The organism is Ruegeria sp. HU-ET01832 (assembly GCF_040371315.1).
In the GTDB taxonomy this organism is placed as follows: domain Bacteria; phylum Pseudomonadota; class Alphaproteobacteria; order Rhodobacterales; family Rhodobacteraceae; genus Ruegeria; species Ruegeria lacuscaerulensis_A.
The window spans coordinates 122,391-134,505 of record NZ_BAABWL010000002.1; the positions used below are offsets into that span (position 1 = coordinate 122,391).

A 12,115-nucleotide genomic window follows, 5' to 3' on the forward strand; every position below is an offset into this window, starting at 1 on the left:
AATCTCCACGGTCGGCTATGAACTGTGCCCACGCGGCCACGCGGCCCTTGACGCCTCGGGCAATCCGACTCAGAAATCCATAAAAAATCCTTGTGCCTCAGGGTGGAACCGCTAACGTGCCAGTCCCGCCCATTTCGGCACGCAAGTCAGAGGAATTGAGGGTATGAAGATCAGCATCGAACGCGGCACCCTTCTTAAGGCCGTTTCTCAGGCCCAATCCGTTGTGGAACGTCGCAACACCATTCCTATCCTTGCCAACGTACTGATCGAGGCCGAAGGCGATCAAGCCATGTTCCGCGCCACCGATCTGGATATCGAGGTGGTCGATAAGGCCCCCGCACAGGTCGAACGGGCCGGTGCGACCACCGTGGCCGCTACCACCTTGCATGAAATCGTGCGCAAGCTGCCCGATGGGGCTTTGGTGACGCTGACCGCCGACAGCGCCGCAGGGCGTCTGACGGTCGAGGCCGGGCGGTCGAACTTCTCGCTGGCGACGCTGCCGAAAGAGGATTTTCCGGTGATGGCGTCCTCGGAGTATCAGTCGAACTTTACAGCCTCGGCTGCACTGCTGCGTCGGCTGTTCGACAAGTCGAAATTCGCGATCTCGACCGAAGAGACGCGCTATTATCTAAACGGCGTTTATATGCATGTGGCCGATGGGTCCGAGGGCGGCAAAGTGCTGCGCTGCGTGGCCACCGATGGCCACCGTCTGGCGCGCATCGACGCGGATCTGCCCGACGGCGCGGCAGATATGCCGGGCGTGATCGTGCCCCGCAAAACCGTGGGTGAGCTGCGCAAGCTGCTGGACGATGACGAGATGGACATCGCCGTGTCGGTCAGCGAGACCAAAGTGCGCTTTGCCACGCCCGATATTACGCTTACCTCGAAGGTGATCGACGGTACCTTTCCCGACTACACCCGGGTTATTCCGCAGGGCAACACGCGCCAGTTGGAAGTGGATGCTGCCGAATTCGCGCAGGCCGTGGACCGGGTTGCGACTGTTTCGTCCGAACGCTCGCGCGCGGTGAAGTTGCAGTTGGATGCGGATAAACTGGTTCTGTCGGTCAATGCGCCCGATAGCGGAGCGGCTGAGGAAGAACTGGCCGTGGCTTATGGCGATGAGCGGCTGGAGATTGGCTTCAACGCGAAGTACCTGCTTGAAATTGCGTCGCAGGTGGATCGTGAGAATGCGGTGTTCTTGTTCAACTCGGCCGGTGACCCGACCCTGATGCGCGAAGGCAATGACCAAAGCGCGGTGTATGTGGTCATGCCGATGCGTGTCTGATCGCGCTGAAACCTTCTGATGAAAGGGAGGGGTCATGGGTTTGACCCTGACCGAACTGACGGTCTCGCATTTTCGCTCGCACAAGCTGGCGCGTCTGGCTTTGGACGGGCGGCCTGTGGCGATTCACGGGCCGAACGGGGCGGGGAAGACCAACATTCTTGAAGCGGTGTCTCTGTTCTCGCCCGGTCGCGGCATGCGCCGGGCGAGTGCGGCTGAGATGACGCGCCGCCCTGAGGCGCTGGGGTGGAAGCTGTCCGGTCTGCTGAACGCGCAAGGGCAGAATTACGAGATCGAGACATGGTCCGAAGGCGGCGCAGCGCGGCAGGTTCGGATCGATGGCAAGGCGGCCAGTCAGATTGATCTGGGCAAGCTGGCGCGTGTCGTGTGGCTGATCCCGTCGATGGACCGGCTGTGGATCGAAGGGGCCGAGGGGCGGCGACGGTTTCTGGACCGTATCGCGCTGAGTTTTGATCCCGCCCATGCCGAGGCTTCGCTGACCTATGAAAAGGCAATGCGCGAACGCAACCGCCTGCTGAAAGAACAGGTGCGCGATGCCCATTGGTATGCCGCGTTAGAAGGGCAGATGGCCGAGACCGGGCACCGCATCCACGCGGCGCGGCTGGCGGCCTTGGATCACTTGCGCGCGGCGCAGGATCAGGCCGAAACCGCGTTTCCGTCCGCTGATCTGGAGCTGGTTCAGTCCGAAGGCGCGATGCCGGACACAGTCGAGGACCTGCGCGAGGCGCTGAATGAAAGCCGGTTTCGCGATCTGGCGGCGGGCCGGACCTTGGTGGGACCGCATCGGTCTGACCTGTACGGCGTTTTCGCAGCCAAGGGTGTTCCGGCCAGGGATTGCTCGACCGGAGAGCAAAAGGCCCTGCTGGTCTCCCTGATCCTGTCGAATGCGCGGGCTCTGGCCGGGATAGTGGGTGCGCCGCCGATTGTTTTGCTGGATGAGGTGGCCGCCCATCTGGATGCCGGACGGCGGGCCGCGCTTTATGATGAGATCTGCGCGCTGGGTGCTCAGGCCTGGATGACGGGCACTGGGCCTGAACTGTTTGCCGAACTGGGGGACCGGGCCCAGACGCTGACTGTCAACGACAGCGACGCGGGCTCGGTCGTGACTTAGGCGGGTTCTCCCACTTTACGTTCCCACAGGAAGCCGCGCATCACCTCGTCGACGGGGGTTTGGGCCATGTGGTTGACGTAGTTCGACATGGTTTTCTGGGCCAAACCCAGCACCACGTCCAGAACCGCGCGATGCGAATAGCCCGCGTCAAAGAAGGCCTGAAGCTGTTCTTCGGTCGGGTTGCCACGGCTTTCCATCACTTGCAGGGTGAAGGCGCGCAGCGCCTCAAGCTTGGGTGAGGGCAAGGGGGTTTCGTTGCGCAGAGCCTCGGTGATGTCGTCCGAGATTTTCATCATCTTGGCGATGCCGGTATGGGCGGGCACGCAGTAGTGGCATTCGTTTGCAACGTTGATGGTCTGCCAGACGACGGTCTTTTCGTCATTGTCGAAATCGGTCTGCAGGAATAGGCCATGCAGAAGCTGATAAGCTTCAAGGTGCTGTGGGCTTTCTGCCATGACCTTGTGAAGGCCGGGAAGGCGGCCAAAAGCGGCTTGCGACTTTTCCAGTAGCGGTTTGGACCCTTCGGGGGCGGATTCGAGGTCATGAGAGGGGAAGTTTGCCATGTCAAAGCTCCTGTTTCTGGCGAGGTGAATCACATTTAGGCTTTCTTGAGCGATCACTCAAGTATATATTTGAGCAGACGCTCAAGAATTGGTGACTGCAATGCCCCGCAAACCTTCATATGACCGCGATGCTCTGATTGCGCAGGCTCGGGATTTGTTCTGGCAACAAGGCTGGGCGGGAACTTCGTTGAAGGATCTTGAAAGCGCGCTGAATCTGAAGCCCGGCAGTTTCTATGCGGCGTTTGGCTCTAAGGACGCTCTTTATGCGCTGACACTGGAGCGGTACGCGCAGGACGGCGTGGCGCGTCTGATGGCGATGGCGGATGAAATGGGTCCGCTGCGTGCGCTGAAGGCGCAACCCCATGTGGTGATCGACGAGCGCGAGATGCCCGCGCGGGCCTGTATGCTGGCCAAAACCTATGCCGAGCTGCAATCCAAAGGACATGATCTGGCCGATAAGGCCGGGTGCCACATGGCCGATATGAAGGCGTGTTTCGCCACTCTCTTTCGGCGCGCGCAACAGACCGGAGAGATCGGGCCAGACCATGACCCTGACCGTCTTGCCGCGCGCTATCAGTCGGACATTCTGGGTCTGCGATTGTCGGCCGAACGCAGGGATGTGAATGCGGCTGAAATTGCCGAGGACATAGCTGCAGATCTGGATCGGCTTTGATCAGCTGAAAACAACCCGTGACAGCACAAAATGTTGGGGGATGGCGTGACATTCCCCACCAGAAAACGTATAAGTTACCAAAATAATATAGGTACTAACCGCATGTCCGAAGACGCACAGGCACCACAGGAATATGGCGCTGATTCTATCAAGGTTCTCAAAGGCTTAGAGGCTGTCCGCAAACGTCCCGGTATGTATATCGGTGATACAGATGATGGCTCGGGTCTGCACCACATGGTGTATGAGGTCGTGGACAACGGAATTGACGAAGCGCTGGCCGGTCACGCCGACCATGTGACCGTGAAAATCCACGCCGATTCCAGTGTCTCGGTCAGCGATAACGGGCGCGGTATTCCGGTGGATATCCACCCCGAAGAGGGTGTGTCCGCCGCCGAGGTCATCATGACCCAGCTGCACGCGGGCGGTAAGTTCGACAGCAACTCGTACAAGGTGTCGGGCGGTCTGCACGGCGTGGGTGTTTCGGTTGTGAACGCCCTTTCAGATTGGCTGGAACTGCGCGTCTGGCGCAATGGCAAGGAACACGTTGCGCGCTTTGAGGGTGGCGAGACGGCGGAACACCTGAAGGTGGTTCAGGAGTGCGGTGACCGGACCGGGACCGAGGTGCGGTTTCTGGCCTCGACCGATACGTTCTCGAACCTCGAATATTCGTTCGATACGCTGGAAAAGCGCCTGCGCGAGCTGGCCTTCCTGAACTCGGGCGTGCGGATCATCCTGATCGACGAACGCCCGGCTGAACGGCTGGAGACCGAACTGTTCTATGAGGGTGGTGTTAAGGAATTCGTCAAATACCTTGATCGTTCGAAGACGCCCGCGATGCCCGAACCGATTTACATCAAGGGTGAGCGCGACGATATCGGCGTGGAAATCGCCATGTGGTGGAATGACAGCTATCACGAGACGGTTCTGCCCTTTACCAACAACATCCCTCAGCGGGACGGCGGCACGCACGTGGCGGGCTTCCGGGGTGCTTTGACCCGGACAATCAACAACTATGCGCAGTCCAGCGGGATCGCGAAAAAGGAAAAGGTCAGCTTTACCGGCGATGATGCGCGCGAAGGTCTAACTTGTGTGTTGTCGGTCAAAGTGCCCGACCCGAAATTCTCATCCCAGACCAAGGACAAGCTGGTGTCGTCCGAAGTGCGCCCGGCGGTCGAAGGCCTGATGAACGAAAAGCTGGCCGAGTGGTTCGAGGAAAACCCGAACGAGGCCAAAGGGATCGTCGGCAAGATCATCGAGGCTGCGCTGGCCCGTGAGGCGGCGCGCAAAGCCCGTGAACTGACCCGTCGTAAGACGGCGATGGATGTGAACTATCTGGCCGGGAAGCTGAAAGACTGTTCCGAGAAAGACCCGTCCAAGACCGAAGTGTTTCTGGTCGAGGGGGACTCGGCTGGTGGGTCTGCGCAGACGGGACGGGATCGTTTGACGCAAGCGGTTCTACCCCTGCGCGGGAAAATCCTGAACGTCGAACGCGCGCGGTTTGACCGGATGCTGTCCTCTCAAGAGATCGGCAATCTGGTGATGGCGCTGGGCACCGGCATTGGCCGTGATGAGTTCAACATCGAAAAGCTGCGCTACCACAAGATCGTCATCATGACGGATGCGGACGTCGATGGCGCGCATATTCGAACTCTGTTGCTGACCTTCTTCTACCGGCAGATGCCGGAACTGATCGAGGGCGGATATCTTTATATCGCACAGCCACCGCTCTATAAGGTTTCACGTGGCAAATCAGAGGTTTACCTGAAGGATCAGGCGGCGCTGGACGATTACCTGATCAATCAGGGCGTCGAGGGCGCAGTGCTGAAACTGGGCTCGGGTGAGGAAATCATCGGGCAGGACCTGACCCGTGTGGTGGACGAAGCACGCCAATTGAAACGCGTTCTGGACGCCTTCCCAACGCATTACCCGCGCCACATTCTGGAACAGGCCGCTGTTGCGGGGGCCTTTGTGCCGGGTGCGGTCGATGCCGACCTGCAAGGCGTTGCCGACAAGGTCGCCGCCCGCCTCGACCTGATCGCGCTGGAATATGAACGCGGCTGGCAGGGCCGGATCACACAGGATCACGGCATTCGTCTGGCCCGCATCCTGCGCGGCGTGGAAGAGGTCCGCACTCTGGACGGCCCCATGCTACGCTCGGGCGAGGCCCGCAAAACCGGCAGCTTCACCCAAAGCCTGCAAGAGGTCTACAACACCCCCGCCACGCTGGTACGTCGCGACCGGATGCAGGCGATCCACGGCCCGCTGGACCTGCTGCGCGCCATTCTGGAAGAGGGCGAAAAGGGCCTGTCGCTACAACGTTACAAAGGTCTGGGCGAGATGAACCCTGATCAGCTGTGGGAAACAACGCTCGACCCGGATGCGCGTACCCTCTTGCAGGTGCGTGTGGATGACATGGTCGAAGCGGATGATCTGTTCACCAAACTGATGGGCGATGTGGTCGAACCGCGCCGCGAATTCATCCAGCAAAATGCCCTGAGCGTGGAAAATCTGGATTTCTAAAGCAGTGTAGGTTTGCGCATAACACTTCGCGCACCCCATAAGTTTGCGTAGTTTGCCCATAGTTTTGCGCTGCGCGATTGTCTGCCCTAGCGGTGAATTCAATCAGTTTTTGGCGTAGTCGTTGCTGTTATGGCCCTTTGCGTTGCTCAATCCCGCAAAGGGCCCCCCTAAGGAACCTTGGGTTCCATGCGGCCTTTTTGCTTGGATTCTCGCGAAGGTCTGCGACGCGCAGAAAGCAGACTTCGCAAAGTCTCCGTTCAAAGTTTCGCCTGCCTAACCTGACCGGCCCGGAGCCGCCGTACGTTCAGGCGTATCAAGCTACCGCGCAGCTTCAGGAAAGCAGTCATTGAAGTGTCTGCTCAAGCTACCTACTGGTTTGCGCAAAATAACTGCAAACTTGTCAACGATTTGCCGGGGAGTTCTTGTCACAGCTAGTACTTTGATTCATTGCTGAGCACAGCGTGCAGGTCAAAAACGATTGTTTGGGGTTACGTCTGGTGAACAAGGATCGACGTGACCGTCTGCACCTGCCATAAACTGTTCATTCAATTTAGTGGCGAGTATTTTGCGAATGGGCATTGATAGGGCCGAGGTAAAGAAATTTCTTAGAAATTGGGCAAACACTGAATCGAAACCCCACTTTGCGGTTTTGGTCGAAGGGCGTTGGGGCTGCGGGAAAACTCATTTTGTATTGCAGTTGTTAGAAGATGAGTCGTTCACAGACCGCAAACCCATCTACCTTTCGGTGTTTGGTATCCCCGACGTCCAGTCATTGGAGACCAACCTCTTTTTTTGCATCTAGGCCAACGGGTAGCCAGCGCCTTGGACAAGAACTTCTTTGACTTCGATACGTCCGTTTGCACTGGCCATGTTAGTGGCATCGCCCGTCGTCACAAATAGCGTTCTGCCATCTTCACCACCTAGCATACAGGCAATGCCGCCTTGGGAAAGGCTGACCCCATCGACAATTTCACCTGCCGGAGAAACCCGTAGGACTTCTGCTCGCAAAGGGTTCGCGACCCAGATATGGTTTTCTTGATCCAAGCAAATTCCATCCGGAACGACACTCCGTGCAAACATCGCTGCCGTGTCTTCTACGATGCCCAAATTGTCAAACTCGATGAGTGATCGTCGAGAAACCAAATGTCCTGAATTATCGATGTTGAATTGAGTTATCCTGCCAGCGAAGGTCTCTGCCACCGTTAACACGTCTCCAGTTTGAGAGAGTGAAAGCCCGTTTGGAAAAGCCAGGTCTTCGGCAATTATTTGCGCCTTCCCATCGCAATCAATAGCGACCAGCCGACCTACAGAGTAAGGATCTCGTCCGACAAGAAACGCGCTGTCGGACACAAAAATTCGATCTTCTTGTCCTACTATAAGTTCATTTGGGTACTCTGCAATTCCGTCAAGGCCAACCCAATCTTCGAACTCATTATTTCCGGGTCGCAATATCAATACTTTTCGATGAAACGCCGCGGCAACAACTACGCAACCGTTACTTAGAAACCCGATACCGGCTGGACCGCCATCGACCGGGTAAACCTTCGCATCTGAACCGTTCTTGTAAAGAGACCGGACGGTCCCGACTTCTGCAAACGCTTCTGAAACCCAAAGCTTGCCATCGTGCCAACGGGGGCTTTCCGGCCAAACGAGACCATCCCGGATTACCGAAGTCTCGAAATTCGAATTCATAAACCAATTTCCTTTTTTGTCCTTGACAATAACGACGACGGCAACTCTCCAAATTGCCTTTGAAATTGTTCCGCGAACCGACCAGATTTGCTGAATCCCAGCTCAAGCGCCACTTGTTTTACTGAATGCGGTAGGTTGTGAACGTCAGACAGACGGAAAAGCGCTGCATCCAAGCGAATTTTCTGTAAACAAGCATGTGGGGGTAAACCCTGCTGTTCCATAAAGCACTCAAACAGACGGGTTTGCCCAACTCCCGTGACTTTACAAAGTTCAGAAAGACTAGGCACCTTGGCGCCATTTATTTGCATGGCATAACTTAGTGCTTCTCCGACGACGTCACTAGACCTCCTGATACGGCCTGTGCTCCGACTCCATTTAGTGCATGTTGGCAAAAGTTCGGAAGCTATCTGATCGATGATTTCCTGCGACGTTAAATCGGTTATATATTGCCCTTTGAAGTGCGCAATTTCTAGTTGCGGCATTTTGCTGTCCGAATTCACTGCGTTCAGTACCAATCGAAGAAGGTAAGCAGTTGGGCGGAGATTTAATTCTTCAATTGCGAGATCGTCTTCCATGTGCCCGGTCAACGAGCGCATTGTGTCGAAAATTACGTTTTTAGGGACGCCTATAGTCAGCGCATCGCGATCCCTACCACGCCCGAAGTAACCATTTGGACAATCGGAAACCACGGCGTCACCGACCGTAAGTTCGCGCCCATTGAAAAAATAGGAGCCACTCCATTTCAGAGGGATGTGAAAAACAAGCCAGGCTGGATTGGGAACCGTGTATGCCGAGTATTCTTGACTTATGATTGTCCGCGCGATGACTAAGTTTTTGCCCCGTGCATGAAGCGCAACGATGTTGGGCTTCCCACCATTTTTGTATGTAATTCCGGCCTCTAAAACTGGCATCCCGCGGGATGAGTGCTGTAGAGTCGCAAACTTTTGTAAACGGCTGTTTTGCAGCAGTTTTGCGGACTTATATGTGTTCATTGCGTTATTCAAATGCGGTGCTTCCGAAAACTTGCTTTACGTTTTCCAGGATATCATAAACACGAAAAGGCGTTCGCTGAAAGAAACGGGTCAGCGTAGCGAAAGATTTGGGCCCAACTTCCTAGCAAGAAATCTGTCAATGCGCGCTACAAATTCCCTGAAGGGCCTTTCGAATGGGTCGGCTTCGACAATCAGAAGAGGCAGACAGGGAGCAGAATAATTGCGCTATTGTATGGCATTGTGTCGTTGTGCGGCAAAATATTGCGTAATGCTTGCCGGTTTTTGGTTTGTTTTCGCGCCAGGAATGGCGTTTTCACAATCTGCCAGCGAGGCGCTTTCCGGCCCCGATGCCACAGATAACGTACTCGCCCGCGATGCTGCGCCGAAGGACGACCTTTTGGACATCGATGCCCAAAGGCCATTTGACGCATGGAAAACAAGATTGAACCAACGGACAGGTTTGGACTTTGGACTCGATTACAATGCTCTCGGTTTTGTGGCTTCCAACAGTCTCGGAGATGACACCTCGGCTTCAGGCGCATTTCGTGTATTTGGGACTTGGGAACTTGTGAACCGAGACGAAACGGACACTGGCCAATTAATTTTCAAATTTGAGAACCGACACTCATTTACGGATGTGCCGCCGACGGGATTTGGGCCAGAAATTGGATATGCAGGATTGGTCAGTTCTGTTTTTAGTGACGATCAATGGCGGCTAACGCATTTTTACTGGCAACAAGACTTCGCTCAGGATCGAGGAACTGTGTTTGCAGGCTGGTTGGACGTGACGGATTACACCGATGTCTACGCGCTGGCGAGCCCGTGGTCGGGCTTTTCCAACTTAGCGTTCCAAACAGGCTCCGGAACTATTGGCGGGCTTCCTGATGGTGCACTAGGTGTAATGGCCGGAGGTTTCTTGAATGACAACTTTTACATTTCTGGCAGTATCGCCGACGCTAACGCCGACGCGACAGATCCGTTAGAGGGGTTTGATACCTTTTTTAACGATTTCGAAACGTTCAAAACGCTTGAATTCGGTTGGACAGAAGGCAGGAAAGCCCTTTTTACCAACCACGCGCATATCACTCTTTGGCAGATAGATGCACGTAAAGATGCCGGAACTCCGGAAGGCAAGGGAATCGCGTTCTCTTATATGAACGTTATTGACGGCACGTGGCTTCCGTTTCTTCGTGGCGGTTGGTCGGATGGAGGCGGAAGCCTCTACGAGGCCGCAATTTCCGGTGGGTTCGGCTATTCTCGCCAACTCGGCAGGGACCTTTTGGGCGTGGGTCTGAATTGGAGCAAGCCAAATGAGGACACATTTGGCCCTGGGTTGGACGATCAACTTACCGTCGAGATATTTCAGCAATGGCAGATAACCGAGGGTATTGAGCTAACTCCTAGTGTGCAGATCATCCATAACCCAGCGTTGAACCCGCAGGAGGATACGATAGCGCTGTTTGGTCTTCGCTTCAGAGCGGCATTCTAGCAAGGCACTTTGCCTTCTAAACTCGAAATTTTGGAATTCTTCGGAGGTCGAAATGAATACGTTCAAGCTTACGACTTTGACGGTGGTATCTGTCTTGTCTCTGGCAAGTATAGGGAACGCGCAACAATACGACATGGTCATTCTAAACGGGCGCGTCATGGACCCAGAAACCATGTTGGACGCTGTATTGAACGTCGGCATTAAGGACGGGATAATCCAAACAATTACAGCCGAAGAAATAACTGGTGAGAAAACGATCTTTGCGCAGGGCCACGTCGTCGCACCTGGTTTCATTGATTTTCATTTCCATGCTTTGGACGGATTGTCATTGAAACTCGCTGCTCTCGACGGTGTCACAACGGGCATGGACCTCGAAATCGGAGCGATCAACGTCGATCAATGGTATTCAGCTAAGGAAGGCACATGGCCTCTCAACTATGGCACAGGTGTTAGCCAAGAAGGAGCGAGGCTGCGTGTTCATGATCCCGAAGTTGCGATTAATGGCTGGTATGATGCGCCACTTATACTCGGCGGCCTACGAGCTGAAGCCTGCGCAGACGGCTATTGTGGCTGGCAGGACGGTCGTAGCGATCTCGATCAACTAAACCAAGTGCTTGAGATAATTGACGAGGAGCTCAAAGCGGGTGCTCTTAATATCTCATCGACTGTTGGGTACATGAGCAATGGCCTTACAACCTTTGAGATGTACAAAACTCAAGAACTTGGTGGAAAGTACGGTCGTTACCTTGGAGCACACGTTCGCTTTCACGGCAGTCCTCGAACTCCGGAGGCACAACTTGGTTTCGATGAAATCCTATCAAATGCTATGGCTCTCGATGCCCCTGTAAGCCTGTTACACAATAATGACTACGGTTGGTGGGAAAACGAAGAAAAGGCGCAATCAGCACGTGCCCAAGGGTACAATGTTTGGACAGAATACTACCCCTATACCGCCGCTTCTACATCGATTTCATCTGACTTTTTTTTGCCAGAGACTTTCATGGTTCTCAGTGGCGGCGCTCCCTATGAGGAGGTTATGTACGATCCAATCGCCGACAAATTTCTTACGCAAGAAGAATATGAGGCAACACGCGATAGCGATCCTAGCCGACTGGTTGTTGTTTTTAGTCCCAGCCGAGCGGAATGGTTGCAGTACTGGTTACGCATGCCACACATGATCGTGGCATCAGACTCAATTTACTCAGGCAAGGGGTTGGACAGTTGGGATCTAGACCCCTCTGAATATGCCGGTCACCCGAGAACTGCTGGTACACATGGTACTGTGTTGCGACTGGGGCGCGAACAAGGTGTTCCGTTAATGTTTGCACTTGCGCAAATGTCCTATTGGCCCGCGAAGCACTTGGGTGACACCGGGTTGAAAGATATGCAGATGCGCGGCCGTATTCAGGAAGGAATGGTAGCGGACATTACAATTTTTGATCCCCAACGCGTCACCGACAATGCAACCTTTAAAGCCGGTGAACAGGGAACTCCCACAACTGGCATTCCATACGTTATCGTTAACGGGCAATTGGTCGTAAACGAAGGTCAATTCCAAAAAGTATGGGCTGGTCAACCAATTCGCTTTCCCGTGGAAGATCGTGGGATGCATGAAACTTTGACAACTGACGAATGGTTGCAGCAGCGCGCAATCTCCACGATCAGCGTACTTCAAGATGGTGCGGATATCGTTGAAGCTTCGGACGAGGAGTAGAAATGCGAAGGTCTCGCCGCCCAAATGGAAGCTTGCGCCGATCCTCAGTAGTAATCGC

Annotated in this window: 10 protein-coding genes; 7 read left to right on the forward strand and 3 right to left on the reverse strand. The window is 54.9% G+C overall.

Annotated elements, in window-relative coordinates:
• Positions 1-163: 163 nt before the first annotated feature.
• Both dnaN and recF read left to right on the forward strand, forming a co-directional pair.
• On the forward strand, positions 164-1,285 hold the full coding sequence (gene dnaN, locus ABWV79_RS05915; protein WP_170353742.1) for a DNA polymerase III subunit beta: 1,122 nt from the start codon (positions 164-166) through the stop codon (positions 1,283-1,285).
• Positions 1,286-1,319: 34 nt separating this feature from the next.
• Entirely contained in the window at positions 1,320-2,414 is a 1,095-nt protein-coding gene (recF, locus tag ABWV79_RS05920; RefSeq protein WP_353390917.1) for a DNA replication/repair protein RecF, read from the forward strand.
• On the opposite strand, the gene ABWV79_RS05925 is transcribed toward recF, so the two are convergent.
• Positions 2,411-2,977, reverse strand: coding sequence for a carboxymuconolactone decarboxylase family protein (locus ABWV79_RS05925; protein WP_353390918.1), 567 nt, complete (start codon positions 2,975-2,977; stop codon positions 2,411-2,413). The genes recF and ABWV79_RS05925 overlap by 4 nt on opposite strands.
• Before the next feature lie 100 nt (positions 2,978-3,077).
• Between ABWV79_RS05925 and ABWV79_RS05930 the strand changes: the two genes are divergently transcribed.
• From ABWV79_RS05930 to ABWV79_RS05940, 3 genes are all read left to right on the forward strand, one after another.
• Positions 3,078-3,650: a TetR/AcrR family transcriptional regulator gene (locus ABWV79_RS05930; RefSeq protein WP_353390919.1), complete on the forward strand. Its 573-nt coding sequence runs from the start codon at positions 3,078-3,080 to the stop codon at positions 3,648-3,650.
• A 102-nt stretch (positions 3,651-3,752) separates the two neighbouring features.
• Positions 3,753-6,170 (forward strand): DNA topoisomerase (ATP-hydrolyzing) subunit B, encoded by a 2,418-nt coding sequence (gene gyrB, locus ABWV79_RS05935; protein ID WP_170353738.1) that lies wholly within the window; start codon positions 3,753-3,755, stop codon positions 6,168-6,170.
• 571 nt (positions 6,171-6,741) lie between these two features.
• Positions 6,742-6,972 carry a P-loop NTPase fold protein gene (locus tag ABWV79_RS05940; RefSeq protein ID WP_353390920.1) on the forward strand — a complete coding sequence of 77 codons (231 nt, stop codon included), beginning with the start codon at positions 6,742-6,744 and terminating at the stop codon, positions 6,970-6,972.
• On the opposite strand, the gene ABWV79_RS05945 is transcribed toward ABWV79_RS05940, so the two are convergent.
• Both ABWV79_RS05945 and ABWV79_RS05950 read right to left on the reverse strand, forming a co-directional pair.
• Positions 6,969-7,862 (reverse strand): SMP-30/gluconolactonase/LRE family protein, encoded by an 894-nt coding sequence (locus tag ABWV79_RS05945; protein ID WP_353390922.1) that lies wholly within the window; start codon positions 7,860-7,862, stop codon positions 6,969-6,971. The two genes, ABWV79_RS05940 and ABWV79_RS05945, sit on opposite strands and share 4 nt — an antisense overlap.
• A complete protein-coding gene (locus tag ABWV79_RS05950) occupies positions 7,859-8,854 on the reverse strand; it encodes a helix-turn-helix domain-containing protein (protein WP_353390923.1) in 996 nt (331 codons plus the stop codon). Before ABWV79_RS05950 ends, ABWV79_RS05945 begins: the two co-directional genes overlap by 4 nt.
• 220 nt (positions 8,855-9,074) lie before the next feature.
• On the opposite strand from ABWV79_RS05950, the gene ABWV79_RS05955 reads away from it, so the two are divergent.
• Together ABWV79_RS05955 and ABWV79_RS05960 are read left to right on the forward strand one after the other, a co-directional pair.
• A complete protein-coding gene (locus ABWV79_RS05955; protein ID WP_353390924.1) occupies positions 9,075-10,343 on the forward strand; it encodes a carbohydrate porin in 1,269 nt (422 codons plus the stop codon).
• A 52-nt stretch (positions 10,344-10,395) separates the two neighbouring features.
• A complete protein-coding gene (locus ABWV79_RS05960; protein WP_353390925.1) occupies positions 10,396-12,057 on the forward strand; it encodes an amidohydrolase family protein in 1,662 nt (553 codons plus the stop codon).
• The last annotated feature ends 58 nt before the right edge of the window (positions 12,058-12,115 follow it).

What these genes read in the sequence shown, in the direction of transcription:
- dnaN (WP_170353742.1), top strand. Translation starts at nt 164, where the DNA reads ATGAAGATCAGCATCGAACGCGGCACCCTTCTTAAGGCCGTTTCTCAG.
- recF (WP_353390917.1), top strand. Translation starts at nt 1,320, where the DNA reads ATGGGTTTGACCCTGACCGAACTGACGGTCTCGCATTTTCGCTCGCAC.
- ABWV79_RS05925 (WP_353390918.1), bottom strand. Translation starts at nt 2,977, where the DNA reads ATGGCAAACTTCCCCTCTCATGACCTCGAATCCGCCCCCGAAGGGTCC.
- ABWV79_RS05930 (WP_353390919.1), top strand. Translation starts at nt 3,078, where the DNA reads ATGCCCCGCAAACCTTCATATGACCGCGATGCTCTGATTGCGCAGGCT.
- gyrB (WP_170353738.1), top strand. Translation starts at nt 3,753, where the DNA reads ATGTCCGAAGACGCACAGGCACCACAGGAATATGGCGCTGATTCTATC.
- ABWV79_RS05940 (WP_353390920.1), top strand. Translation starts at nt 6,742, where the DNA reads ATGGGCATTGATAGGGCCGAGGTAAAGAAATTTCTTAGAAATTGGGCA.
- ABWV79_RS05945 (WP_353390922.1), bottom strand. Translation starts at nt 7,862, where the DNA reads ATGAATTCGAATTTCGAGACTTCGGTAATCCGGGATGGTCTCGTTTGG.
- ABWV79_RS05950 (WP_353390923.1), bottom strand. Translation starts at nt 8,854, where the DNA reads ATGAACACATATAAGTCCGCAAAACTGCTGCAAAACAGCCGTTTACAA.
- ABWV79_RS05960 (WP_353390925.1), top strand. Translation starts at nt 10,396, where the DNA reads ATGAATACGTTCAAGCTTACGACTTTGACGGTGGTATCTGTCTTGTCT.